This window comes from Lactococcus ileimucosae (assembly GCF_943193185.1).
Lineage (GTDB): Bacteria > Bacillota > Bacilli > Lactobacillales > Streptococcaceae > Lactococcus > Lactococcus ileimucosae.
Map to the genome: position 1 here is coordinate 30890 of NZ_CALPDE010000013.1, position 24259 is coordinate 55148.

Annotated in this window: 26 protein-coding genes and 1 tRNA gene; 23 read left to right on the top strand and 4 right to left on the bottom strand. The window is 39.3% G+C overall.

The window, feature by feature from the left end:
- Window positions 1-113 precede the first annotated feature (113 nt).
- Window positions 114-199: transfer RNA gene (locus tag NFR51_RS06875), tRNA-Leu, on the bottom strand.
- A 208-nt stretch (window positions 200-407) separates the two neighbouring features.
- Window positions 408-1346 carry an alpha/beta hydrolase gene (locus tag NFR51_RS06880; protein ID WP_251712986.1) on the bottom strand — a complete coding sequence of 313 codons (939 nt, stop codon included), beginning with the start codon at window positions 1344-1346 and terminating at the stop codon, window positions 408-410.
- A gap of 393 nt (window positions 1347-1739) precedes the next feature.
- Between NFR51_RS06880 and rnpA the strand changes: the two genes are divergently transcribed.
- The 13 genes from rnpA to gatB all read left to right on the top strand — a co-directional run bounded on the left by rnpA (window position 1740) and on the right by gatB (window position 12689).
- Window positions 1740-2093: a ribonuclease P protein component gene (gene rnpA, locus NFR51_RS06885; RefSeq protein ID WP_251712987.1), complete on the top strand. Its 354-nt coding sequence runs from the start codon at window positions 1740-1742 to the stop codon at window positions 2091-2093.
- A complete protein-coding gene (locus NFR51_RS06890; protein WP_251712988.1) occupies window positions 2090-2905 on the top strand; it encodes a YidC/Oxa1 family membrane protein insertase in 816 nt (271 codons plus the stop codon). Before rnpA ends, NFR51_RS06890 begins: the two co-directional genes overlap by 4 nt.
- A 25-nt stretch (window positions 2906-2930) precedes the next feature.
- Window positions 2931-3842, top strand: a complete 912-nt coding sequence (jag, locus tag NFR51_RS06895; RefSeq protein WP_251712989.1) for an RNA-binding cell elongation regulator Jag/EloR — start codon at window positions 2931-2933, stop codon at window positions 3840-3842.
- 120 nt (window positions 3843-3962) lie between these two features.
- Complete coding sequence (gene rpmH / locus NFR51_RS06900; protein ID WP_003135255.1) at window positions 3963-4097, top strand: 50S ribosomal protein L34; 135 nt, start codon at window positions 3963-3965, stop codon at window positions 4095-4097.
- A gap of 302 nt (window positions 4098-4399) precedes the next feature.
- Window positions 4400-5311: an aldo/keto reductase gene (locus tag NFR51_RS06905; RefSeq protein ID WP_251712990.1), complete on the top strand. Its 912-nt coding sequence runs from the start codon at window positions 4400-4402 to the stop codon at window positions 5309-5311.
- Window positions 5312-5511: 200 nt separating this feature from the next.
- Window positions 5512-5778: an IreB family regulatory phosphoprotein gene (locus tag NFR51_RS06910; protein ID WP_003133629.1), complete on the top strand. Its 267-nt coding sequence runs from the start codon at window positions 5512-5514 to the stop codon at window positions 5776-5778.
- Window positions 5778-6206 (top strand): Holliday junction resolvase RuvX, encoded by a 429-nt coding sequence (gene ruvX, locus NFR51_RS06915; RefSeq protein ID WP_251712991.1) that lies wholly within the window; start codon window positions 5778-5780, stop codon window positions 6204-6206. Before NFR51_RS06910 ends, ruvX begins: the two co-directional genes overlap by 1 nt.
- A gap of 15 nt (window positions 6207-6221) precedes the next feature.
- The gene (locus tag NFR51_RS06920; RefSeq protein WP_251712992.1) at window positions 6222-6545 is read left to right on the top strand and encodes a DUF1292 domain-containing protein; all 324 of its coding nucleotides are present in this window, start codon (window positions 6222-6224) and stop codon (window positions 6543-6545) included.
- Window positions 6546-6733: 188 nt separating this feature from the next.
- Entirely contained in the window at window positions 6734-8281 is a 1548-nt protein-coding gene (locus tag NFR51_RS06925) for a glycosyltransferase family protein (RefSeq protein ID WP_439108858.1), read from the top strand.
- A gap of 135 nt (window positions 8282-8416) precedes the next feature.
- A complete protein-coding gene (gene codY / locus NFR51_RS06930) occupies window positions 8417-9208 on the top strand; it encodes a GTP-sensing pleiotropic transcriptional regulator CodY (protein ID WP_251712994.1) in 792 nt (263 codons plus the stop codon).
- A 268-nt stretch (window positions 9209-9476) separates the two neighbouring features.
- Entirely contained in the window at window positions 9477-9782 is a 306-nt protein-coding gene (gatC, locus tag NFR51_RS06935; protein ID WP_251712995.1) for an Asp-tRNA(Asn)/Glu-tRNA(Gln) amidotransferase subunit GatC, read from the top strand.
- Window positions 9782-11254 (top strand): Asp-tRNA(Asn)/Glu-tRNA(Gln) amidotransferase subunit GatA, encoded by a 1473-nt coding sequence (gene gatA / locus NFR51_RS06940; RefSeq protein WP_251712996.1) that lies wholly within the window; start codon window positions 9782-9784, stop codon window positions 11252-11254. Before gatC ends, gatA begins: the two co-directional genes overlap by 1 nt.
- Window position 11255: 1 nt before the next feature.
- Entirely contained in the window at window positions 11256-12689 is a 1434-nt protein-coding gene (gatB, locus tag NFR51_RS06945) for an Asp-tRNA(Asn)/Glu-tRNA(Gln) amidotransferase subunit GatB (RefSeq protein WP_251712997.1), read from the top strand.
- A 29-nt stretch (window positions 12690-12718) separates the two neighbouring features.
- Here the strand turns inward: gatB and NFR51_RS06950 are convergent, their stop codons facing one another.
- A complete protein-coding gene (locus NFR51_RS06950) occupies window positions 12719-14056 on the bottom strand; it encodes an MATE family efflux transporter (RefSeq protein ID WP_251712998.1) in 1338 nt (445 codons plus the stop codon).
- Between the two features lie 128 nt (window positions 14057-14184).
- On the bottom strand, window positions 14185-14382 hold the full coding sequence (locus NFR51_RS06955) for a cold-shock protein (protein WP_003135240.1): 198 nt from the start codon (window positions 14380-14382) through the stop codon (window positions 14185-14187).
- 111 nt (window positions 14383-14493) lie between these two features.
- On the opposite strand from NFR51_RS06955, the gene NFR51_RS06960 reads away from it, so the two are divergent.
- From NFR51_RS06960 to NFR51_RS07005, 10 genes are all read left to right on the top strand, one after another.
- The gene (locus NFR51_RS06960) at window positions 14494-15012 is read left to right on the top strand and encodes a 5-formyltetrahydrofolate cyclo-ligase (protein ID WP_251712999.1); all 519 of its coding nucleotides are present in this window, start codon (window positions 14494-14496) and stop codon (window positions 15010-15012) included.
- Window positions 15002-15694 carry a rhomboid family intramembrane serine protease gene (locus tag NFR51_RS06965; protein WP_251713000.1) on the top strand — a complete coding sequence of 231 codons (693 nt, stop codon included), beginning with the start codon at window positions 15002-15004 and terminating at the stop codon, window positions 15692-15694. The genes NFR51_RS06960 and NFR51_RS06965 overlap by 11 nt, the downstream gene beginning before the upstream one ends.
- A gap of 35 nt (window positions 15695-15729) precedes the next feature.
- Window positions 15730-16182 (top strand): dUTP diphosphatase, encoded by a 453-nt coding sequence (locus NFR51_RS06970; RefSeq protein WP_251713001.1) that lies wholly within the window; start codon window positions 15730-15732, stop codon window positions 16180-16182.
- Between the two features lie 414 nt (window positions 16183-16596).
- The gene (locus NFR51_RS06975) at window positions 16597-17205 is read left to right on the top strand and encodes a YutD family protein (RefSeq protein WP_251713002.1); all 609 of its coding nucleotides are present in this window, start codon (window positions 16597-16599) and stop codon (window positions 17203-17205) included.
- A gap of 90 nt (window positions 17206-17295) precedes the next feature.
- Window positions 17296-18366: a dual-specificity RNA methyltransferase RlmN gene (gene rlmN / locus NFR51_RS06980; RefSeq protein WP_251713003.1), complete on the top strand. Its 1071-nt coding sequence runs from the start codon at window positions 17296-17298 to the stop codon at window positions 18364-18366.
- A gap of 212 nt (window positions 18367-18578) precedes the next feature.
- Complete coding sequence (gene arcA, locus NFR51_RS06985) at window positions 18579-19808, top strand: arginine deiminase (RefSeq protein WP_202229624.1); 1230 nt, start codon at window positions 18579-18581, stop codon at window positions 19806-19808.
- 140 nt (window positions 19809-19948) lie between these two features.
- Window positions 19949-20992: an ornithine carbamoyltransferase gene (gene argF / locus NFR51_RS06990; RefSeq protein WP_251713004.1), complete on the top strand. Its 1044-nt coding sequence runs from the start codon at window positions 19949-19951 to the stop codon at window positions 20990-20992.
- Between the two features lie 201 nt (window positions 20993-21193).
- On the top strand, window positions 21194-22657 hold the full coding sequence (locus NFR51_RS06995) for a basic amino acid/polyamine antiporter (protein ID WP_251713005.1): 1464 nt from the start codon (window positions 21194-21196) through the stop codon (window positions 22655-22657).
- Between the two features lie 97 nt (window positions 22658-22754).
- On the top strand, window positions 22755-23705 hold the full coding sequence (gene arcC, locus NFR51_RS07000; RefSeq protein WP_251713006.1) for a carbamate kinase: 951 nt from the start codon (window positions 22755-22757) through the stop codon (window positions 23703-23705).
- A 52-nt stretch (window positions 23706-23757) separates the two neighbouring features.
- Window positions 23758-24249 carry a prolyl-tRNA synthetase associated domain-containing protein gene (locus NFR51_RS07005; RefSeq protein ID WP_251713007.1) on the top strand — a complete coding sequence of 164 codons (492 nt, stop codon included), beginning with the start codon at window positions 23758-23760 and terminating at the stop codon, window positions 24247-24249.
- Window positions 24250-24259: the final 10 nt, after the last annotated feature.

Consider the following 24259-nt stretch of genomic DNA (forward strand, 5'->3'; position numbering starts at 1 on the left):
TTATACCATTTTTATGACTGATTTTGAAGTTGAATGTGGCTGTGCTTCAAGAAATGCTAGCCTTAATTTTTTGGAGTACAAAAAAACGTCTAGACAATAGACGTTTAATGAGATGCGGAAGGCGGGACTTGAACCCGCACAGCCAAGATAGGCCACAGGATCCTTAATCCTGCGCGTCTGCCAATTCCGCCACTTCCGCGAATTGGTACTTTAATATAGTACCATTTTGCTAAAGAGAATGCAAGAATAAACTGTAATTCGTCATATTAAAGGCATGAACATCATTTTTTGAAGGAAAGTAGGTTAAGTGATTTTGCACAGTTTTAGAACGAAATAGCATGTGAGTACTCTTATAATTTTTTAAGAATTTATCGTGATAGCTTACCTTTTCCCTCCTATCGCAAAGGTTATAGATTGTTATATTTTTTTAGAAATTTTTCAATTGTTTGCCGATAAAGAGACGGGTTTGTCTCGAAAGCTTTAGCATGAGCTGCCCCCTTTATGAGGAGCATTTCCTTTGGTGTACCTGCTTTGACGGCTTTATAATTATCATAGAGCATAGACGTTGGTACATAAGTGTCAGAATCTCCGTGGATGAGGAGGATAGGACGTTTATTTTCAGAAAGAGCTTGAGTCGCGCTGGCTTCTTTTAAGAACCAACCCTGACGTACTTTATTCATGGCTGAGAGGCTGTAAACAAGAGGGAACGGTGGGATATTATATGTAGATTTAGCCTGATAGGTTATTTCAGACCAAGCATCGCTATACCCACAATCTTCGATGATGCTATTGACAGAGTCTGGGAGTTCTTCCTGATTGGAGGCCATCATGACAGTTGCTGCTCCCATGGAAAGTCCGAACAAAGTAATGTTAGTTTGAGGATTTTCATCAGTCAATTTCTTGGCCCAGGCTATAACATCTTTTTTATCATGGAAACCGTAGGTAATGAGTTGCCCTTCTGAGTCTCCTGCGGCTCGATTATCCGGCAGGAGTACATTGTACCCTAGTTCATGGAAAAGCTGTCCATATTGGCGCATAGTTTCCTTGCTTTGCCGAAAACCATGAACAACGATAACGGTTTTATTTGTTTTTTGCGCCGCAGGGACATACCAGGCTTTGAGTTTGAGTCCGTCATTTTTTATTGTAAGGTCTGTTTTTTCCAGTTGATCAAATTTTGTGACAAGAGGAAAGTTTTTACTTGAAGATTCGACTTGGCTGGTCGGGACATCATTTCGAACATATGCAATGTTATAAAAATAAAAAGTAGCCCCCAAGTCAATAAGGAGCAATAGAGTTACAATACTGGAGCTCCAAATGATTAGTTTTTTCTTTGTACTTTTTTTCATCGCATTATTATACCAAATTTTGAGTGAAAAAATCACCATATGGTTTGATTTATTATAGCTTGATTTGAATAGAGAGGAATCACAGGGTGAGGTGTGTATCAAAAAACTCCCTGCAAGAACCAATAAGTGTGCAGGGAGGAAAGGCAGCAGTTGGGAATCAAAGGGGATTGATTCAGGGAGCCCTTGTATTTAGGGAAGCAAAATGAGGTACATTTTATTGGCTCTCTGCTTAAGGCTGTCTTTTATTACTTCTATTCTAGCATGACTTGTTTTCTCTTAGTAGCGATATGCAAGAATACTTGATTTTGAAAAGCGCTTTCATAAAGAGGGGTGACTTTTCCGTTAGTTTGTGTTAAAATAATGGAGATAATTTTTAGTACGGGGGAGAGTGGCTTGGCTATAAAAAAGACCTATCGTGTGAAACGCTCGAAAGACTTTGAACAAATATTTTTAGCGAAAAATAGCTTTGCCAACAAGAAATTTATTGTATATAAACTCTATACTGAGCAACAGCATTTTCGTATAGGAATCTCAGTAAGTAAAAAAATCGGAAATGCTGTGACAAGGAATCGTGTGAAACGCTTAATAAGGCATGCAGTTGCTGAATTTTCATCACATTTAGAAGATGAAGATTTTGTTGTCATTGCACGCCCAGGTGTAGAAGAACTCAGTTTTAAAGAAGTAAAAAAGAATCTCAAACATGTATTGAAATTATCTAAAATTTATAAAGATGGAGAAAAGGATTGAAAAAGAAAATAACTTTGCTTTCAATAGCAAGTACTTCTTTACTCTTATTGGCTGCCTGTGGACGCTCTGAAGTTACACAACATTCAACAAGCTTTTGGGAACAAATAGTTTATGGATTTGCTCAGGTCATTCGTTTCTTGTCATTTGGTGGCATGACAGCCGTTGGCATTATTTTATTCACCTTGATTATTCGTGTGGCGCTTCTGCCTTTAATGAATATTCAAATTAAGTCAAGCCAAAAAATGCAGGAAATTCAGCCTGAAATTAAAAAAATACAAGCAAAATATCCAGGTAAAGACGTGGATTCTCGACGTAAGGTTCAGGAAGAAACTCAGGAACTTTATGCTAAAAACAAAGTTAATCCTTACGCAGGGTGTCTGCCTCTTTTGATTCAAATGCCAATATTATGGGCTTTGTATCAAGCGTTGACACGGGTTGATTTCCTAAAACATGGTACTTTCCTCTGGTTTAATATTGGGGACAAAGATCCGACTTACATTTTGCCAATTTTGGCGGCGCTATTCACCTTTGCTAGCTCATGGTTGACCATGAAAGCAGCACCTGAAAAAAATGCAATGACAAGCACGATGACATTTCTTATGCCAGTGATGATTTTTGTTTTTGCGATCAATGTTGCAAGTGGTGTTGCGCTCTATTGGGTAGTGTCAAATGGTTTCCAAGTGTTACAAACGCTGCTCATTGCTAATCCTTTTAAGATAATCGCGGCACGAGAGGCTAAGGTGAAAGCAGAAAAGGATAAGATAAAAGCGCGTGAGAAAGCATTGAAGAAAGCTTTGAAAAATAAGAAGTAAAATCAGGAGATAGGAGTTTTAAATCATGACTATTTTTACTGGAAGAACAGTTGAAGAGGCAATAGAGCGCGGTTTATACCGATTGGGTGTAAAACGTGAAAATGTGCATATTCATGTGAAACAAAAAGAAAAACGTGGTTTTCTAGGGTTTGGAAAAAAACGAGCACTCGTAGATATAGAAGAAATCAAGGAAGAAACTATTCGCAAAGCAGATCGTTTGGCTGAACGCGGGATGGAGGATGTTGACCTCGGTGTCCCTAAGGCCCAATCAGCCATGGAAGCCACTCTTGAGTTGAGTCAGATTGTAAAGGCTGTACGTGCAGCTGAGAAGGAACAGAAGGGTGAGCTTACAGCTGAGGAGCGTGAAGTCATCATTGAAGAGGTCAAGGCAGATCTTGCGCAAAGTAAAGAAGCTGTTGCAGAAGTTGAAATTCCAGAAAAAGTGAGACAAAAAGCAAAAGATTTGCCCTTAGAGTTGACAGATGAAGAGTCAGACTTTGCAGATAAAATTTCCACCTATCTGACAAATATCACATCTGAGATGGGGATTGCTATTACTGTAAACGTTGTAAAGGAAAGTTCACTTATCGTTTTCAATCTTAATTCCAATCAAGATGCGCTACTCATTGGCAAACATGGCAAGATTTTACAAAGTTTACAAACCTTGGCTAAAGCTTATGCAAACAGTATCTTAAGTACACGTGTAAACATCGCTGTAAACGTTGGTGATTATCATGAAAAGCGTAAAGCATATATTACAAGCTTGGCGCATCGTGCCGCAGAACGTGCACGTGCTGGGGAAACGGTGTATATTAACGACTTGCAATCTAACGAACGCAAGATTGTGCATACCATCATTTCGAAAGAAGCTGGTGTTTCCAGTCACTCTGACGGTAGCGAGTACAATCGTTATATTACAGTGACAAAAGAAATTTGACATTTGAGAGCATTTAGTGTAGAATATTTTAGTATGCTTTAAGCACAGAAATGAAAGAAAGGAACACCGCAAGAACGGTGGAGCTACTTTCCCAAGTGAAGTAGCCCAGGGATTTAATAAATGAAACGTACTTACCAACCGCATAAAAAACCTCGTAAGACTACTCACGGATTCCGTGCACGCATGGCAACTAAAAACGGACGTCGTGTACTTGCAGCTCGTCGTCGTAAAGGACGTGCTTCACTTACAGTTTAATTGTAAAAAAAATATTCCTGCCTGATGGCAGGTTTTTTTAGTTCTTCCAACTCAATTCTGCAGTAGTGTTGGCTAAAAAAAGAGTCACAACAAAGTGTATAAAAGTTGTCCTTGACGGATTTCTTATTTTTCATCTGAAAACGTGGTTTGTAGAAAGAGGGAGAAGTTATGATTTGCTGCACTTCTGTGTACCCTCCCTTTGCTCAATCAAAAGGTGTGGCAATAAAAACAACTTAAAGTTAAGCGTTTACTTTTATTGTGCTATAATGAATCTATTGTAAAATAAAGAGGAGCTTTTGTTGATGAAAAAAATTCAAATTGCGGCTATGCAAGCATCGCAGGTTATCTTGGGGTGTATGCGTATCATAGAGCAAGGAAAGAACCCTGTAAAAGTCATTGAGACAGCGTATGAAAATGGTATTAACTTTTTTGATCACGCAGATATTTACGGAGCAGGTCAGTGCGAGACAGTGTTTGCAGAAGCTTTAGCACAAACATCGATTCGACGTGAGGACATCTATCTTCAATCCAAATGTTCGATTCGTCCAGGAGTGGCTTATGATTTTTCAAAAGAGCATATTCTTAGATCTGTAGAAGGCTCGCTGCAGCGCCTTAAGACAGATTATTTGGATACATTACTTCTGCATCGTCCGGATACTCTAATGGAGCCAGAAGAAGTTGCAGCGGCTTTTTATGAGCTAGAAAAATCAGGAAAAGTACGTTATTTTGGCGTTTCCAATCAAAACCCGATGCAGATTGAACTTCTTAAAACGGCAGTTAAGCAGCCCCTATATTTCAACCAGCTGCAATTTGGTTTGAAGCATACGGAAATGATTGACGCAGGATTGAATGTAAATATTCCAAATCAGGCCAGCCATATGCAAGATGGCTCAGTACTAGAATATTCGCGTATAAATAAAATGACCATTCAAGCATGGTCGCCTTTCCAATACGGTTTCTTTGACGGTCCGTTTGTAGACAATGAAAAATTTCCCGAATTAAACCAAAAACTAAAATTTTATGCTGAAAAATATGACGTGACACCGTCAGGAATTGCCATCGCTTGGATTAATCGTCATCCGGCAAATATGCAAACAATAATTGGAACGATGACGGAGAGTCGTATTAAAGAAGTCACGGAAGCAAGCGACATTGTTTTAAGCCATGATGAGTGGTATGATTTGTACATGGCTGCAGGGAATAGTTTACCGTGACGGCCTGTCACATAAGAATCTTCTATCTTGCAGTAAATTGATAAAAAACTAAAGATATTAGTGTTCCAGACAAGTAAGGAGTTGAAATAGATTGAATTCGCGCTGGAAATGGTGTATAATTAAGGAGCATTATTAGGAAAAGTTAATTAAAAGGATTTTTAAGCAATTTGCTTGAACCTATCCCAAAGGAGGTACATACCATGAGTTTTACAGATGAAACAGTCCGCTTTGAATTTGATGATTCAAGTAAAAAAGAAATCGGCGAAACACTTGTAAATGTCTATCGTGCACTTGACGCTAAAGGTTACAATCCTATCAATCAGATGGTAGGTTATGTTTTGTCAGGAGATCCAGCTTATATTCCACGTCACGACGATGCGCGTAACAAGATTCGTCGTTTTGACCGTGATGATATTGTCGAAGAATTGATTAAAGAATACCTAAAAGCACACGGTGTACAACTCTAATGTACAGCAGAATTTTAGGGCTTGATGTTGGTACAAAAACCGTTGGTGTTGCAGTCAGCGATTTACTTGGGATGACAGCTCAACCTGTTGAGACAATAAAGATTGATAGTGAATCAGAGGAATTTGGTTTTGAGCGCTTAGCAGAACTGGTTAAGGAGTACAAACCTTCGAAATTTGTCCTTGGCTTACCCAAGCATATGAATAATGATGAAGGTGTTCGAGCTGAAGCATCCAGAACTTATGGCGAAAAAATTGCTTCAAAGTTTGGTGTACCCGTAGAGTACCAAGACGAGCGTTTGACAACTATGCAGGCAGAAAAAGTATTGATTGATGGTGGTGTCCGTCGTAAGGACCGTAAAAAATCAATTGATAAACTTGCGGCAGTCTTGATATTGCAAAACTATCTTGATGCCCATAAATTATTTTAAAAGATAGGAAGTATTATGTCAGAACATACACATGACCACGAAAACGAAGAACGTTTCATCACTCTTATTGATGATAATGGGAATGAAAGTCTTTTTGAAATCTTGATTACTATCGATGGTCAAGAAGAGTTTGGAAAGAATTACGTTCTCGTTATGCCTGTTGATGGCGCAGAGGATGACAATGGTGAAGTTGAAATTCAAGCCTATTCATTTACACAAAATGAAGACGGTACTGAAGGAGATTTACAGCCTATTGCTGAAGAATCTGATGCTGAATGGGATATGATTGAAGAAGTGTTCAATAATTTCATGGAAAATCAAGACGACGAAGTTTATTGATAAAAAGGGAGGGAAGCCCTTTTTTTCTTGTATTGCTACATTAATATCATGGATTTTGATTTTGTTCCTCCAAGGAAGATTGAGTAGTTTGGGAAAATTTGTTATAATTTAGTAATTACGCGTTGAAGGAAATAATCATGAAAAAAAGATATGGTTCACGCACATTGAGGCATGAACAAACAAAAGTAATGGCGCACTCCGAAGAACTCGAAGGATTTGAGAGTGAGGAGGCGTTTGATGACTCTGTTGAAACCACTGGTTCATATTCACGGCGTGACAAGGCAGAAGGAGGTCTTACACGAACAAGAGAAAAGGCACCGAGAATTTTAGCGGCTGACTGGTTTTTTATTGCCTTAGTTTCTTTTGCTCTCAGCTTGACCTTTTATGCCCTACCGCTTTTTAATTTCCAACCTGTTGGAGTACAATCTCAATACCTTTATTCAGGAATGGCTATGCAGTCAGGCCTGGTTCCTTATAATGATTTCTGGGGTGCTGGAGGTTTGGTCTTTTACGTGATTAATTGGATTGGGCATTTCGGTCAAACCACGTGGTTGCTCTACTTTTTTCAACTCTTCGCTCTATTTGTAAGTGGTGTGCAAGTTTATCGTTTGATTTTACAGCGGACCCACAGTCGTTTGGCTGCGCGTATTACCGCAGGGTTTACCTTGGTTTCAATTGCAGGTTTGGCTCAGGGGGGGACATCACCAACCTTGTTGGCTCTGCCTTTTGCTTTGTGGGCCTTACAGTTTTTAGACCGCTATCTGCGTCAAGATGTTCGTGATGAGGCTTTTATCTTTTTTGGGATGAGCGGTGCCTTCGCTCTGGTTATATCACCAGTTATGACCGTTCTGTGGTTGCTTTCAGCATTGGCTTTATTCATCTTTAATATTAAGAACAAGAGAATCGGGCGTGGCTTCTATCAGCTGCTGGCAACTTTATTTGGTGTCTTGTTGGTAGGATATACGGTAGCTTTCTATGCTTTAAATGCGCAAGTTCTTTACACCTCAATTGAGCAGTCCATCATCATTCCTCTTACCAGCTTAGGTTTTACAGCGAATCTATGGATGTCTCTTTTAAAATCAATTGTCTTTCTGTTGGTATTTGGTTTAGCAGCTAATTTTGTTCATGGTATATTAAATATTAAAAAATCAGGCCAAACCTTTGTTTGGCAAGTTTTACAGCTGATTGGTTCAGTTGCCGTCTTGTTTTTTGTGCTTTTCTCCCCGGTGTTCGAAAGTTCAAATCTTCTGGCTCTCTTGCCTTTACTCCTGCTCTTTGTCAGTGACACACTACAGGATGCTGTAAACCAACGTCGAAATGTTTTGCAACAATACATGAAAGCAAAACTCTTTGCCCCAATTTTGGCTCTATTCTTTGTCATAGGTGCACCTTTTGTTTCACAATGGATGAATCGTCAAGTCTTCTCCGAAGAACAACAAGTTGCCCAACATGTGAAGGCCGATACTACAAGGGATGATAGGGTTTTAGCTATAGCAGCGGATAAGAATATTAATCTGCGGGCACAGCGTGTCGCAAGTCTAGGTGTTTCCCCAAGTTACTACCCTATAGGCTTTCATCAGAATTTTGATTTAGTCTTTGCAAATGCGGAGAATAAGTATGTTATTGTTCAAAGTGGGCAAGAACTCTCAGATTCAGTGCAGAGAACGCTTCAAGATTTATATGAAAAAGTAGAAATTAGTAATGTTAGTCAATTTTCTGTATATAAAAAGAAATAAGATGTACATATTGTATGTCTTCTTTTATTATAATGAAAAAAGCGAATTTTCTGACTATTGCTATTGTTTTTTGAATTTTTTTGTGCTATAATCTGTTAAGAGTTTATATAGAAAATAATATAATAGGAGAAAACCGTGGCTACATTATTAGAAAAAACCCGCAAAATTACGTCAGTTCTGCAAGATGGTGTGACTGACCTAAAGCAGGATTTACCTTATGACAACATGACGGAGCGTTTAGCCAACGTTATCGACTGTAATGCTTGTATTATTGACACAAAAGGAAAACTTTTGGGCTTTTCACTACCCTATGAAGTTAACAATGACCGTGTTAATGAACTTTTCTATGCAGAAAAGCGTTTGCCAGAAGATTATGCACGTGCGGCTATTCGTATTTATGATACATTAGCAAACATCACAATCAATGAGCCATTGTCGATATTTCCTGCAGAACTTTTAGGAGAATACCCTAATGGATTGACAACATGTGCCCCTATCTACGGTAGTGGTATGCGCTTGGGAACATTTATCCTTTGGCGTACAGACGGAAAATTTGATGACGATGACCTTGTTCTTGCAGAACTTGCAACAACAGTTATCGGCGTTCAACTTTCTAACCTTAAGCTTGAACAAATGGAAGAGAATATTCGTAAAGATACTATGGCGAATATGGCTGTTAACACCCTTTCTTATTCAGAGATGAAAGCGGTTAAAGCGATCCTTGAAGAACTTGATGGTGAAGAAGGGCATGTTATTGCATCAGTAATTGCTGATAAGATTGGTATCACTCGTTCAGTTATTGTTAACGCACTCCGTAAGCTTGAATCTGCAGGTGTTATTGAAAGTCGTTCGTTAGGTATGAAAGGAACTTATCTTAAAGTTCTGAATCAAGGACTCTTTACAAAACTTGAAGGTCGTAATTTCTAAAGACAGTTTACAGTTAGAGAAAATTTGGGGAAGAAGCTTATCCCAAATATCTGAAAAGGAACCGCAGGAAAGCGGTTCCTTTTTTTACAATTTATTGCCCATCAGTACAGTCTTTTTTATCATGGCTTGCTTTTTAACAGGGCAGCTGTGAAGTGAAAATTATTTTATAAAGTATTGTGAAAATGGGCAGTAAAGCCTAGCTGTATCAGTTTTTTTAGAATTTTGCTATAATTGAGAATGAAAATCTTTAATAGTTAGGGAAAATAACATGAGCAAGATTACAAAAGAGCAAGTGGAGCATGTGGCAGCATTGTCAAAGCTCAAATTTGAGGAAGATGAAATTGATGCCGTAACAAATCAGTTGGGTAAAATCATTGACATGGTTGAACAGTTAGAGGAAGTAGATACGGAAAATGTAGAGTTTACGATGAGCGTTGCGGATAATTTAAACCGTATGCGTGAAGATATTGCTGTACCAGGTGATGATCGTGAGGAGTTAATGCGCAATGTGCCTATGAAGCAAGATGGTTATATTAAGGTACCTGCGATGTTGACTGATGGAGGTGATGCATAATGATATTGAATGATAAAACAATTAAAGAATTGCATGACCTCTTGGTCAAAAAGGAAATATCTGCTGTGGATTTGACACGCGCGACATTGGATGATGTGCATGCACGTGAAGCAGCAATGGGCAGTTTTATTTCTGTCTTAGATGAAGAAGCACTAGCACAAGCCGCAGCCATTGATGCGCGTGGGATTGATGCAGCAAAACTCACAGACGGTATTCCATTAGCGGTTAAAGACAATATTGTGACTAAAAATATTGAAACGACTGCAGCAAGCAAGATTTTATCAGGATTTATTCCACCTTATGATGCGACTGTTGTCGAAAAGCTTTATGATAATGGCATGGTTATTATTGGTAAAGCAAACATGGATGAATTTGCAATGGGGGGCTCAGGGGAAACATCCTTTGTAAAACCGACGCGTAATGCGTGGGACCAGACAAAGGTTCCAGGAGGCTCATCTTCAGGATCAGCCAGCGCTGTTGCGAGTGGACAGGTCCGTCTGTCGTTAGGTTCAGATACAGGCGGTTCGATTCGTCAGCCGGCTTCTTTCAGTGGTATTGTGGGTCTGAAACCAACTTACGGACGCGTTTCTCGCTATGGCTTGATTGCTTTTTCTAGCTCACTTGACCAAATTGGACCATTTTCAGCTACTGTGGAAGAAAATGCACAGCTTTTAAATGTTATCTCAGGTAGTGATGCCAAGGATGCTACAAGTTCAGAGCTTGCTGTACCTGATTTCACCTCAAAAATTGGGAAAGACATCAAGGGAATGAAGATTGCTCTGCCTAAAGAATACTTTGGCGAAGGCATTGATCCAGCGGTCAAAGAACAGATTATGGCTGCAGCGAAACACTTGGAATCTCTAGGCGCTATCGTTGAAGAGGTAAGTTTGCCACATAGCAAGTATGGGGTAGCTGTTTATTATATTATCGCTTCTTCAGAAGCCAGCTCAAACCTCCAACGTTTTGATGGTATTCGCTACGGTTATCGTGCAGAAAATATTGAAAATCTTGAAGACCTCTATGTGAAATCACGTTCAGAAGGCTTTGGTGATGAGGTCAAACGCCGTATCATGCTGGGAACATTTAGTCTTTCTGCCGGTGCCTATGATAAGCACTTTAAAAAGGCTGGACAAGTGCGTACACTGATTATTGAAGACTTTAATAAAGTATTTGCCGATTATGACTTGATTCTTGGTCCAACAGCACCAACAGTTGCCTTTGGCTTTGATGAAAAATCAAAAGATCCTGTTCAAATGTATCTCTCCGATATCCTAACAATTCCAGTCAACCTTGCGGGTTTGCCAGGGATTTCGATTCCGGCGGGCTATGTTGAAGGTCTACCTGTGGGGATGCAATTAATCGGTAAACGCTACGATGAAGAAACAATTTATCAAGTCGCGGCAGCTTTTGAAGCAACGACAGATCATCACAAGAAAAAACCAATGATTTTTACAGAAGGAGGGGGAAAATAAGATGAACTTTGAAGCAGTCATTGGACTTGAAGTCCACGTTGAGTTAAACACAAACTCAAAAATTTACAGCCCAACTCCAGCTGAATTTGGCTCTGAACCAAATGTGAATACCAATGTTATTGATTGGGCCATGCCAGGTGTTTTACCGACTTTGAATAAAGGCGTTGTCGTTGCAGGGATGAAGGCTTCTCTTGCGATGAATATGTCAATTCAAAAGAGTATGCATTTTGATCGTAAAAATTATTTTTACCCTGATAATCCTAAAGCTTACCAAATTTCACAAGCAGATGAACCTATTGGCTACAATGGCTCTATTGAAATTGAACTTGAAGACGGTACGAAATCCACTGTTCGTATTGAGCGGGCACATATTGAAGAAGATGCGGGTAAAAATATGCACGGAACAGACGGTTACTCTTATGTGGACTTGAACCGTCAAGGAGTGCCATTGATTGAGATCGTCTCTGAGCCAGATATGCGCAGCGCAGACGAAGCTTATGCTTATTTGACCGCCCTACGTGAATTGATTCTTTACACAGGTATTTCTGACGTGAAGATGGAAGAAGGCTCCATGCGTTGTGATGCCAATATTTCATTGCGTCCTTATGGTCAAGAAGAGTTTGGTGTTAAAACAGAAGTGAAGAACATGAACTCTTTCAGTAATGTGAAGAAAGCCCTAGCCTTTGAAATTGAACGTCAAGCGAAGATTCTTCGTGCTGGCGGTGAAATTCGTCAAGAAACACGCCGTTTTGATGATAAAACAGGTGAAACGATCTTGATGCGTGTGAAAGAAGGGGCTTCTGATTATCGTTATTTCCCTGAGCCAGATTTGCCACGTATTGAAATTTCTGAAGCTTGGATTGACGAAGTCCGTGCAGAACTTCCTGAGTTTGCAGCAGCGCGTCGTGTGCGTTATGTAGAGGAAATGGGCCTCAGTGAATATGATGCACGCCAGTTGACAACTTCAAAAGAGGTTTCTGACTTCTTTGAAGCAGCTGTTAAATGTGGTGGTGATGCCAAATTGGTGTCCAACTGGCTTCAAGGAGAAGTTGCACAATACTTGAACACCGCACATCTGGAACTTAAAGATATTCAATTAACCCCAGAAAATCTTACAGAAATGTTGCGTTTGATTGCAGATGGGACTATTTCATCGAAAATTGCGAAGAAAGTCTTCCTCGAATTAGCTAAAAATGGTGGTTCAGCAGAAGCTTTTGTTAAAAAAGCCGGTTTGGTTCAAATCTCTGATCCAGCTGTACTCTTGCCAATCATTCATGAAGTCTTTGCTAAAAATGAACAATCTGTTGCGGATTACCGTGGCGGTAAGCAAAATGCAGCTAAGGCTTTGGTTGGTCAGTTAATGAAAGCAACCAAAGGACAGGCCAATCCGACAGTCGCGCAAAAACTGCTTTATCAAGAATTAGATAAAGACTAATAAAAAATCGTTCAAGGAAGAACGATTTTTTATTGTGTATTTTCGCGGTTAAAGCGGCGAACCATGCGAAGGGTTGTAGGAATCAAAATAGCAGTTGATCCCATCCAAGCAGCAGGATTGGATGAAATAATCACGGTGTAATTTAAGAGATGAACACCGATGATAGCCACCGCGGCACGCATAACTAGCTCTGCCACACCACAAATCGTTGGAATGCGCGCATTGCCCAAACCTTGTAGTGTGGAGCGCGTGACAAAGAGAATGGCAAGTAGCCAATAGAAGCCACCATTCACAACATAGTAATGTCTAGCCATATCGATAACAGCCGTTTGGCTCGGTGCGATAAAGGCAGTCGTGAAGTAGTAGTTCAAGCTTACTAAAAGAATGGCGAAGCCGATTGCCCAGGAAACAGCTATGAGGAGAGCTTGGAAAAGCCCTTGATTTATTCGGCGATATTGCTTTGCCCCATAGTTTTGCGCTCCAAAGGTAGCCATAGCTAGTCCGATTGACATCATCGGCAACATGGCGATTTGATCAATCTTAGAGACAATAGCTTGAGTGGCGACCGCATTTGTTCCCATAGTATTAAGCGCCACTTGAAGCGTAATAGAGCCGATAGCGATAATACTAGACTGAAAGCCCATGGGGATACTCAGGCGCGCGTGTGTACGTATTTCTTGTGCATCGTAAGCAAGGAGTTTTCGATTAAGGTGTAACTCAGGCACTTTGCGTTTAATGTGTAAAACCAGATAGAGCACAGAGATACATTGGGCCAAAATGGTGGCTGCACTTGCTCCAGCTAAACCTAAATGGAGAACGAGGATAGCGAAATACTCAAAGCCGATATTTAAAATACTGGCAACGATAAGTGCATAGAGTGGTGTTTTTGAGTCGCCTAAGGCACGAAGCGCATTTGAATAGTAAGCATACAACGTGGTCGCTGTAAGCCCACCTAACATAATGCTCAAAAAAGTATGGGCGCCTTCGTAAATCTCAGCCGGAGTCTGCATGACTTGGAGCAGTTGCCCCACAAAAAGGACGGACAAGATACTGAGAAGCAGTGAGAGGACTATAGTAAAATAAAGTCCCGTCGCAAAAGACTTTTTAACAGCATGGGCATTTTTGGCCCCAAAGCGTTGCGCAGTAATAATCGTGAGTCCTGCCGTCATCCCCTGAGCAAAACCAACGATTAAAAAGTTAATGGAGCCCGTAGCCCCCACTGAAGCCAGCGCGTTTTTTCCTAACGTTTGACCGACAATCAGCGTGTCTGCGGTATTATAGAGCACTTGAAAAAAGTTCCCTAAAAGCAGGGGAAGAGTGAAGGTAATTAAACCCTTGAGAATGTTTCCTTTTGTTAAATCTTTCATAATATTCCTAAATTCTTTGCTTTATACATTGTAAACTTTTTATATGTATTAAACAATAGTTTATCTGTCTTTTTTAGAATATCTTTTTAGAATGAAAGAAAAGCACCTCAAGGGTGCAAGAATTAAATTTATTTAGTAACGTTGATTGCTTGAGGTCCACGTGGGCCTTCTTCAAGATCAAAGTTCACTTTTTGGCCTTCATCAAGAGTTTTGAAGCCATCAGTTTGGATAGCTGAGAAGTGTACAAATACATCGTTGCCTTCTTCAGTTGTAATGAAGCCAAAACCTTTAGTAGCGTTAAACCATTTTACAGTTCCTTGTGCCATTTGAATACATCCTTTCTTTAGTTTGGTAAATCTTATCGTCGGAAAGCGTGTAACAAAAAGCACAAACGTTAACTTGAAAAAAACTTACAGCTTTATGATACCATATAAAGTATGGAAAAGAAAGCGCTAATTCGCAAAGAGATGATAAATTTACTGAAAAGTTTTGATTCTGCCGACAAAAGCCACCAAAGTCAGAAAATTATTGAAAAATTTCTTAGCTCTGAACAATGGAGGACAGCAAAAGTCGTTGCGCTCTACATGCCTCAGGAATTTGAATTTGATTTGACTCCCCTTTTTGGGCAAGGAGAGAAGCAAATAGTTATACCCAAAACCTTACCCAATCGTCACATGATTTTTGTAAAATACGATAAAAATAACTTAGAACGCACAAAATTTGGTATACTAGAACCTAAGTCTGAAAATGCAATTGTTCCTGATCTGATTTTAGTCCCAGGTTTGGCTTGGAACAAGGAGGGATATCGTATTGGCTTCGGAGCAGGCTATTATGACCGTTATCTGGCGCATTTTTCTGGTCAAACGGCAAGTCTATGTTACGATTTTCAGCAGAAAGACTTCAACCCAGAAACTCATGATATAAGCGTAGGAGAAATATTTACTTATGAACATTGATAGAATAAAAAAAGATTTTATGAAGCATAAAGCAACCTATATTTTATCACTTTTAACAACGATGGTTTGGCTTTATCAATTCTTGCGATATGGTTTAGCAGCAACTTCAGCCATCAATCTTTTTAATACTGGTGCCTTATTTCCGCCAGCGATTTTAGCTGATCCGACTCAATTATGGCGACTGGTTACACCAATCTTTATTCATATTGGATGGACGCACTTTCTGATGAATACTCTGACGCTCTTTTTTATCGGCCGTCAGGTTGAAGCTGTATTTGGCAGCCTTAATTTTAGTTTGATATATCTTCTTTCAGGAATTTTTGGGAATGCGGCAACCTTCATTTTCGCGCCAAACTCTTTATCTGCGGGCGCTTCAACCTCTATCTTTGGTCTTTTTGCAGCGATTGCAGGAATTGGCTTTTTTACTGGACATCCTCTGCTTAAACAGATTGGGAAGACTTTTACTGTTCTCATTGCCATCAATCTCTTTTTCAACTTGTTTAATTTGAGCACAGTAAACATTTGGTCACATGTTGGTGGTGCAGTAGGAGGACTGCTTTTAGCGCCTGTGTTTCCACCTAAGTATTTTAAAAATTCTGTACCGATGCAGAATCGTATTTTATCGGGGATAACAGTTGTGATTCTTTTTATGGTATTTCTTATTTTACCATTCATAAAATAGGGCCCCAAAATTGAAAAAAGGAATGAGGAAGAGTTATGAAAACACGCGGATTTGAAATTGTAAGCAAATATGAAAATGCCGGACTTGAATTGCCAGTACGCGCAACAAAACAAGCTGCAGGTTACGACCTGTCTGTAGCCGAAAAGCTTGTTATACAGCCGGGGGAAATCAAGTTAGTGTCAACAGGACTGAAAGCTTATATGCAAGCTGGAGAGGTGCTCTATCTTTACGATCGTTCATCAAATCCACGCAAAAAAGGTTTGATTCTGATTAACTCCGTTGGTGTTATTGACGGCGATTATTATAATAATCCAAGTAATGAGGGCGAGATATTTGCCCAAATGAAAAATATCTCTGAGTCAGAAGTTGTTTTGGAAAAGGGAGAAAGAATTGTCCAAGCGGTCTTTATGCCTTTCTTGGTTGCTGATGGTGATGAAGAAACAGTTAAGACTACACGTACAGGTGGCTTTGGTTCTACAGGGCACTAATGAAGCATCTCAAAAACTACCGATTTGAGAGAGATTTTTTGTGTTATAATAGTAAAATGGATTCATTGTGTATTATTTGCTCGAAAGATTTACACTCGTAACTGGAAAAATTTTCAGCAATCGAGCGTTTTTTTGCGAAAAAAATCAAAAAGTTGTCCTGTGCCAAATCTTGATTCATTGTTCAAATATAAGCTAGCTCCTCTTGCTAAAGGTTAAATATTATAAGAGCCAGTTGCTGGTCATAGTTTAACCAATGATTGGAGACAGTGAGTCAGAGACCGGATAAAAAGAGAGACAAACAGAAGTATTGAAGGTGCTTTTGCTAGACTATCCGTAAGGGGTGGTGTCAAGCAAATTTGCTTTTACTATGTTTAAAATAAAACGAGATAATAAAAAAACAGAAAGGAAGACAGCGTGCCAAAAGAAGTTGATGAATCAAAATTAAGTTATAATCGTTTTCCCGGTGAGCATGTGATTTCCAATGGTGATATTGTAAAAATAGGCGGGAAGACTTTTCATTTGGTCTACAATTACCGTGAAGGGTTTGATGCTGAAAAGTTGGAACAGCGTTTCAGTGATATTTTTGATAAATATGATTATATTGTTGGCGATTGGGGCTTCGAACAGCTGCGACTAAAAGGTTTCTTTTCAGCCAGTAGAAAAAAAATGCAGTCTGAGAATAAAATAGATCGATTAGAAGACTATATTAACGAATACTGTAACTATGGTTGTGCCTATTTTGTTTTGCGCCGTGTACGTTCACAAGATGAAGCATATACATCTGAACGTGTGTTTGAAGATAAGCCGCGCCACCCAAAGTTTGATAAGCTTCGTCAGCGGAATAATCGAAGTAAGGATCGAAACAGTCAGAAAAAACAAAAGAAAAATGAGAAAAAACAATTTGAGATTCGCGATAAATCAGCGAAAATCAATAGTAAAGTGAGTGAAAATGAGAAAAATGGCAAAATTTCTCATTCTAAATCTAATTTTATAATACGCGAACGCTCAAAAACAACAAAATAGACAGATGTTTAATATATGTCTAAAAAACTATTGAATAATATGCATAAAAAATGGAATAAGGATTGATTTGCTAAAAATATCGGAGATATAATGGAAAAACAAACAATTTATGGCTTAACACGTGATCAGCTGATTGACTGGGCGATTGAAAATGGTGAAAAAAAATTTCGGGCTACACAAGTGTGGGATTGGCTTTATAGAAAACGTGTTCAAACTTTTGAGGAAATGACAAACTTATCAAAGGATTTTATTGCGAAGCTAAAAGCGCACTTTATCATGAATCCTTTGGAACAAGTGGTCGTACAAGAGTCAGAAGATGGAACAGTCAAATACCTTTTCATGTTACCAGACAAAATGATGATTGAAACTGTCTTGATGCGCCAATCTTATGGTTTATCTGTATGTGTAACTACACAAGTTGGCTGCAATATGGGCTGTACTTTTTGCGCCTCTGGTATTCTGAAAAAAGAGCGTGATGTAACAGCTGGAGAGATAGTTGCTCAAATTATGCTGGTTCAAAAATATTTTGATGAAAAAGGCCAAGATGAACGCGTATCCCATGTTGTTGTTATGGGAATTGGTGAACCTTTTGACAACTATGTAAACTTGATGAACTTTTTGCGTATAATCAATGACGACAATGGTTTGGCTATCGGGGCTCGCCATATTACAGTGTCAACTTGTGGTTTCATGCCTGCTAAGATTAAAGAATTTGCTAATGAAAATTTACAAGTGAACTTGGCTATTTCTTTACATGCACCAAATAATGCATTACGTACAAGTTTTATGCGTATTACACGTAATGCCCCTTTAGAGAAGCTTTTTGAGGCTATTGATTACTATACTGAGACGACCAATCGTCGTGTGACTTATGAGTATATCATGCTTTCAGGAGAAAATGACACGCCAGAAATTGCTCAAGAATTGGCTGATTTGCTAAAACCAAGGAAGAAACTTGCTTATGTCAACTTGATTCCTTATAATCCAGTTGCAGAACACATCAGATATGAACGCTCAACACAGAGTGATACGGCGCGATTTTATGATGTTCTCAAGAAAAATGGAATTAACTGTGTAGTCCGTCAAGAGCACGGTACAGACATTGATGCTGCTTGTGGACAACTCAGAAGTAAACAGATTAGAAAAAAAGAAGAAAATTAAATAAAAAATAAAAGAAACCGCTTGCTGCCCTTAACCGCGCCATTGCTGGTTTCTTTTTGTATATTTATTATTAATTATAAAATGAAAGCGCATTATTATACTAATCTTCGATTTGCATTTAAAAAAAGATTAAACTATAATAAAGGTGTTGGAAGCGCTTTTACAATTTTTAATTTAATAATAGATTTACTATAAGAAAGGATGCTTATCTCATGGAAAAAGCAATCAATGTCAACTCAGAAATCGGGAAACTTAAATCAGTTCTCCTTCATCGTCCAGGTGCTGAAGTAGAAAACATCACACCAGACACAATGCATCAGCTTTTGTTTGATGATATCCCTTACCTAAAGATTGCACAGAAGGAACACGATTTCTTTGCACAAACATTGCGTGATAATGGTGCGGAAACAGTTTATATCGAAGATCTTGCAGCAGATGTTTTCCAAACGGAAAGTGTTAAAAAAGACTTCTTGGCACGTCTCTTACATGAGGCTGGCTATCGTCCAGGACGTACACTTGATGGCTTGACAGAGTATTTGACAAGCATGGATACAAAAGCAATGGTTGATAAAATCTATGCAGGTGTTCGGAAAAACGAATTGGATCTCCAACGGACAGTGCTCAGTGACATGGCTGGTTCTGATGCTGAAAATCATTTTTACCTCAATCCATTGCCAAACGCATACTTTACACGTGATCCGCAAGCATCTATGGGTGTAGGGATGACCATCAATAAAATGACTTTCCCAGCACGTCAACCTGAATCTTTGATTACAGAGTACGTTATGGCACATCACCCACGCTTTAAAGACACTCCAATCTGGCGTGATCGTAACCATACAACACGTATCGAAGGTGGGGATGAACTCGTATTAAACAAACATACAGTAGCTATTGGTGTTTCTGAACGTACTTCATCTAAGACAATTCAAGCATTAGCAAAAGAATTGTTTGCAAACCCGTTGTCAACCTTTGACACTGTACTTGCAGTTGAAATTCCACATAACCACGCAATGATGCACTTGGATACTGTGTTTACAATGATTAATCATGATCAGTTTACAGTATTCCCAGGAATCTTTGACGGTTCAGGAAATATCAATGCTTTCATCTTGCGTCCAGGTAAAGATGGTGAGGTTGAAATTGAACATTTAACAGATCTCAAAGCTGCACTTAAGAAAGTGTTAGACTTGTCAGAACTTGACTTGATTGAATGCGGCAATGGTGACCCTATTGTTGCGCCACGTGAACAATGGAATGACGGTTCAAACACATTAGCAATCGCTCCAGGTGAAATTGTCACTTATGACCGTAACTATGTCACTATCGAATTGCTCAAAGAACATGGTGTCAAAGTTCATGAAATTCTTTCAAGTGAGTTAGCACGTGGACGTGGTGGAGCACGTTGTATGTCTCAACCGTTGTGGCGTGAAGACATCTAAAACAGTTCACTTAAAACTGCTTGGTTTACAGGGACTGTCAATAAGCTTGACACTCACTCCATCTCGAGATTCCAAGCAGCTGCCATTATAATCTTATTTCAAAAAAACAAAAAATAATATTTAATTGAGGAGAAAAATAAATGCAAACACCAAAAATCAATTCAGTTTTCCAAGGCCGTTCATTTTTAGCAGAAAAAGATTTTACACCTGCAGAAATTCAATACCTTATTGACTTCGCTATCCATTTGAAAGCCTTGAAAAAAAATAACATTCCGCACCACTACTTAGAAGGAAAAAATATCGCATTGCTTTTTGCTAAAACTTCTACACGTACACGTGCAGCTTTCACAACTGCAGCGATTGACCTTGGTGCGCACCCTGAATATCTTGGTAAGGACGATATCCAACTTGGTATTAAAGAATCCACTGAAGATACAGCACGTGTTCTGGGCTCAATGTTTGATGCGATTGAACGTCGCGGTTTCTCACAACAAGAAGTGGAAGACCTCGCAAAATACTCAGGTGTTCCAGTATGGAATGGTTTGACTGACGAATGGCATCCAACTCAAATGATTGCCGACTATATGACAATCAAGGAAGAATTTGGCTACCTTAAAGGTCTTAAACTTGCTTATGTCGGTGATGGACGTAACAACATGGCCAATTCTCTCATCGTAACAGGTGCAATGCTTGGCGTTAGTGTAACTATCGTTGCACCAGAATCACTCCAACCATCAGAAGAAGTTATGGAAATCGCGCGCAAATTTGCAGCTGAATCAGGTGCAAAACCAGAAACAACTGCAGATATTGAAGCAGGTGTTAAAGGCGCAAACATTATCTACTCTGACGTATGGGTATCTATGGGTGAGTCAAACTGGGAAGAACGTGTTGAGCTCCTCACTCCATACCGTGTTACAATGGATATGATGAAATTGACTGGAACTCCAGATGAAGAACTTATCTTCATGCACTGCTTGCCAGCTTTCCACGATACTGAAACTGAGTATGGTAAAGAAATCAAAGAAGAATATGGCTTGACTGAAATGGAAGTCACTGATGAAGTGTTCCGCTCTAAATATGCACGTCAATTTGAGGAAGCTGAAAACCGTATGCACTCAATTAAAGCAATCATGGCAGCAACTTTGGGTAATCTCTTCATTCCAGATGTGCCAAGTATCAAATAATTGGTTTTGAATTTGATTTTTTCCGGATTTGACAGACTTTCCACTTCCGCTGATGCCAGTGGGAAGTTTGCACAAATCTGGAAAAAATATTTTAAGCTCCCTCTATAACTCTTGTTTTGAAAAGGTCAGATCTCAAATATATTTTCATCGTGTTGAAGACTTTTTTAAAGCATATGACTTTATGAAAAAATAGGTAGTAATATGGAAGTAGAAAATAAAAAAGGAATTGGGCTCATGGCCCTCGTAGCCATTATCGTTTCAGGAGCTATTGGTGGTGGGGTATTCAACCTCTCAAACGACTTAGCAAGTGGCGCTACACCAGGTGGTGTTGTTATTTCATGGCTTTTTATCGGTTTTGGTATTTTGATGCTCGTTTTGAGCTTGAACTATCTTGTAGTAAATAAACCTGAACTTTCAGGTGTTTCGGACTATGCTCGCGCAGGATTTGGTGACTTTGCCGGCTTCTTATCGGGTTGGGGGTATTGGTTGTCTGCTTGGGCAGGTAACGTTGCCTTTGCTGTATTGATGATGACCTCGGTTAACTATTTCTTTCCTGGGGTCTTTGCCAATGATGATGGTTCTTTAACTGTCTTATCAGTAATTGTTGTTTCGGTTGTCTCATGGGCTTTAACAGCACTTGTTATTCGTGGTGTTGAAGGGGCAGCAGTTATTAATGCTATCGTCCTCATTGCAAAACTAATCCCAATCGTAATTTTTGCAATTGTTGCTATTGTCATGTTTAGAGCGGGAATTTTTACAGAGCATTTTTGGCAAAATGTAGCGATTAATGCAGATGGTTCAGCATCCTTTACAAATATGACATCATCGGGCTTGGTGGAACAAATTCAAAATTCTTTGATGGTTATGATTTGGGTCTTTGTTGGTATTGAAGGTGCTGCAATGATGGGTGACCGTGCTAAGAAAAAATCAGATGCAGGTAAAGCCTCCATCATTGGTTTACTTACTCTGTTAGTTATCTACATCTTGCTCTCACTCTTGCCATATGGTTATTTGGATCAAGCAACATTGGCGAGCATACCACAACCGGGTATGGTTGGAATCTTACGTGAAATGGTTGGCCCTTGGGGCGGGAATTTGATGGCTATTGGCTTGATTATCTCACTTCTCGGTGCTTGGTTGTCTTGGACAATGCTGCCAGTAGAGGCAACTTCTCAACTGGCTTCACAAAAACTTTTACCGGCATGGTTTGGGAAAGAAAATAAGGCTGGTGCACCTGTCAATTCATTATTGTTGACTCAAGGTTTTGTACAACTCTTTATTATCATTACCTACTTTGCTTCAGATGCTTATAATGTATTTGTGTATCTTTGTACTGCTGTAATCATGGTCTGCTACGCTTTAGTAGGTGCTTACATGCTTAAAGTTGGTTTAGTGGAAAAATCACCAAGAAATATTTTAATAGGTTTCTTCGCTATGGCCTTCCAAATCGTTGCCCTTTATCTGAGCGGTTGGGAATTTGTATGGATGTCCGCTATCCTCTACGTTGTTGGCTTTGTTCTCTATATTCGTGCGAAACGAGAAAATAATAGAAGTATTTCTTCAAGAGAATGGTTTGCCATCATTGTATTCACACTTGCAGCTTTACTTGCCCTTTATGGACTTCTTGCCAATCAATTTGGTTTAAGAGAGTTGCTCGGTATTTAAGAATAAAAAGGATGAAATTTTTGATTAATCAGAAATTTTATTCTTTGGTGCGCAAAGTAAGCGCTTAAATAATATAAGAAATAGGAGAAAATATTTTATGGTTAGACGTATTGTAGTTGCTCTTGGTGGTAATGCTATTTTGACAAATGATCCAACAGCAAAAGCACAACAAGAAGCCTTGGAAGTCACAGCAAGCCAACTGATTCCACTTATTAAAGACAATGATGTGGAAATCATTGTCACTCATGGCAATGGACCACAGGTTGGAAACTTGCTCTTACAACAATTAGGATCAGACAGTGAAAAAAATCCAGCTATGCCTTTAGACACAGCAGTTGCTATGACTCAAGGACAAATTGGTTACTGGATGAGTCAGGCTTTCACTAAGGCGCTACTTAAGGAAGGTTTGGGGCATATCCCAGTGGCCTCAGTGGTAACACGCGTTGTTGTTGATGGCAATGACCCAGCCTTTGAAAATCCAACAAAACCTATTGGACCGTTTTATGATGAAGTGCAGATGAATAAGATGCAGGAACAATATCCAGATTGGAAATTTGTTGAAGATTCAGGCCGTGGCTATCGCCGCGTTGTAGCAAGTCCAAAACCTGAGCGTATCGTGGAAGCAGAAGCGATCAAGCCTCTATTAGATGCTGCAGTTTTAACAACTGTATCAGGCGGCGGTGGTATTCCTGTAGTTGCTAATGAAGATGGCACATATACAGGTGTAGAAGCTGTTATCGACAAAGACTTTTCAGCAGCTAAGCTTGCAGAACTCGTTGACGGTGACGAGCTAGTTATCTTGACAGGTGTTGACAATGTTTTCGTCAATTACAACAAACCAGATCAAAAGAAATTGGAAAAGGTTACTTTATCTGAAATTGGCGCATACTTGAAAGAAGGACAATTTGCTGCAGGTTCAATGAAGCCAAAAGTAGAAGCAGCCATGGCTTTTGTAGAACGTACAGGACGTGCTGCAACAATTACCTCACTTGAAAACCTTGAAGATTTCTTGGCAAACGGTTCAGGAACAACAATTGTTGCGGATTAAAATGTAAAAGGCTGCGTTTACGTAGCCTTTTTCCTATGATTCGGAGGAGTCAATGAGAAATTTTAGAGAAGTAGAAGAGCTGATGACCAAACTAAAAATTCCATATCAAATAGTTGAACATCCAGCAAGTCATTCTACAGAGGAATCAGATAAGTATATCGAAGGACATGAAGGGTGTAGGTCGAAAACTTTAGTTTTGGCTAATAAAAAATCCACGCAATTCTATATGGTTATTATGGATGACAGTAAGCGAGTTGAAATGGACAAACTTGGGGAGATACTTGGAGTAAATCGCCTGCATTTTGCATCAGAAGAACGCTTGGAAAGCATGTTGGGACTCCAATCAGGTATTGTTTCTATTTATGGTTTGGTTGATAATAAAATGGATAATATGCACGTTTACTTTGACCGAGAAATGCTTGAGGAGCATGACATCATGACTTTTCATCCAAATGACAATACAAAGACAATCTTCTTTCCGATGGAAGACTGCTTTAAAATACTAGAGTCGCAAGGTTATACTTATGCTATAATTGATTTTTGAGATATGGAGG

Bases quoted from the DNA above. Each gene is read 5' to 3' on its own strand.
- ruvX (WP_251712991.1), top strand. From the start codon at position 5,778: ATGTACAGCAGAATTTTAGGGCTTGATGTTGGTACAAAAACCGTTGGT.
- rlmN (WP_251713003.1), top strand. From the start codon at position 17,296: ATGGAAAAACAAACAATTTATGGCTTAACACGTGATCAGCTGATTGAC.
- jag (WP_251712989.1), top strand. From the start codon at position 2,931: ATGACTATTTTTACTGGAAGAACAGTTGAAGAGGCAATAGAGCGCGGT.
- NFR51_RS06965 (WP_251713000.1), top strand. From the start codon at position 15,002: ATGAACATTGATAGAATAAAAAAAGATTTTATGAAGCATAAAGCAACC.
- NFR51_RS06880 (WP_251712986.1), bottom strand. From the start codon at position 1,346: ATGAAAAAAAGTACAAAGAAAAAACTAATCATTTGGAGCTCCAGTATT.
- NFR51_RS06910 (WP_003133629.1), top strand. From the start codon at position 5,512: ATGAGTTTTACAGATGAAACAGTCCGCTTTGAATTTGATGATTCAAGT.
- NFR51_RS06995 (WP_251713005.1), top strand. From the start codon at position 21,194: ATGGAAGTAGAAAATAAAAAAGGAATTGGGCTCATGGCCCTCGTAGCC.
- NFR51_RS06905 (WP_251712990.1), top strand. From the start codon at position 4,400: ATGAAAAAAATTCAAATTGCGGCTATGCAAGCATCGCAGGTTATCTTG.
- argF (WP_251713004.1), top strand. From the start codon at position 19,949: ATGCAAACACCAAAAATCAATTCAGTTTTCCAAGGCCGTTCATTTTTA.
- NFR51_RS06920 (WP_251712992.1), top strand. From the start codon at position 6,222: ATGTCAGAACATACACATGACCACGAAAACGAAGAACGTTTCATCACT.
- NFR51_RS06925 (WP_439108858.1), top strand. From the start codon at position 6,734: ATGGCGCACTCCGAAGAACTCGAAGGATTTGAGAGTGAGGAGGCGTTT.
- rpmH (WP_003135255.1), top strand. From the start codon at position 3,963: ATGAAACGTACTTACCAACCGCATAAAAAACCTCGTAAGACTACTCAC.
- NFR51_RS06960 (WP_251712999.1), top strand. From the start codon at position 14,494: ATGGAAAAGAAAGCGCTAATTCGCAAAGAGATGATAAATTTACTGAAA.
- gatC (WP_251712995.1), top strand. From the start codon at position 9,477: ATGAGCAAGATTACAAAAGAGCAAGTGGAGCATGTGGCAGCATTGTCA.
- arcA (WP_202229624.1), top strand. From the start codon at position 18,579: ATGGAAAAAGCAATCAATGTCAACTCAGAAATCGGGAAACTTAAATCA.
- NFR51_RS06950 (WP_251712998.1), bottom strand. From the start codon at position 14,056: ATGAAAGATTTAACAAAAGGAAACATTCTCAAGGGTTTAATTACCTTC.
- gatB (WP_251712997.1), top strand. From the start codon at position 11,256: ATGAACTTTGAAGCAGTCATTGGACTTGAAGTCCACGTTGAGTTAAAC.
- gatA (WP_251712996.1), top strand. From the start codon at position 9,782: ATGATATTGAATGATAAAACAATTAAAGAATTGCATGACCTCTTGGTC.
- NFR51_RS06955 (WP_003135240.1), bottom strand. From the start codon at position 14,382: ATGGCACAAGGAACTGTAAAATGGTTTAACGCTACTAAAGGTTTTGGC.
- NFR51_RS07005 (WP_251713007.1), top strand. From the start codon at position 23,758: ATGAGAAATTTTAGAGAAGTAGAAGAGCTGATGACCAAACTAAAAATT.
- NFR51_RS06970 (WP_251713001.1), top strand. From the start codon at position 15,730: ATGAAAACACGCGGATTTGAAATTGTAAGCAAATATGAAAATGCCGGA.
- arcC (WP_251713006.1), top strand. From the start codon at position 22,755: ATGGTTAGACGTATTGTAGTTGCTCTTGGTGGTAATGCTATTTTGACA.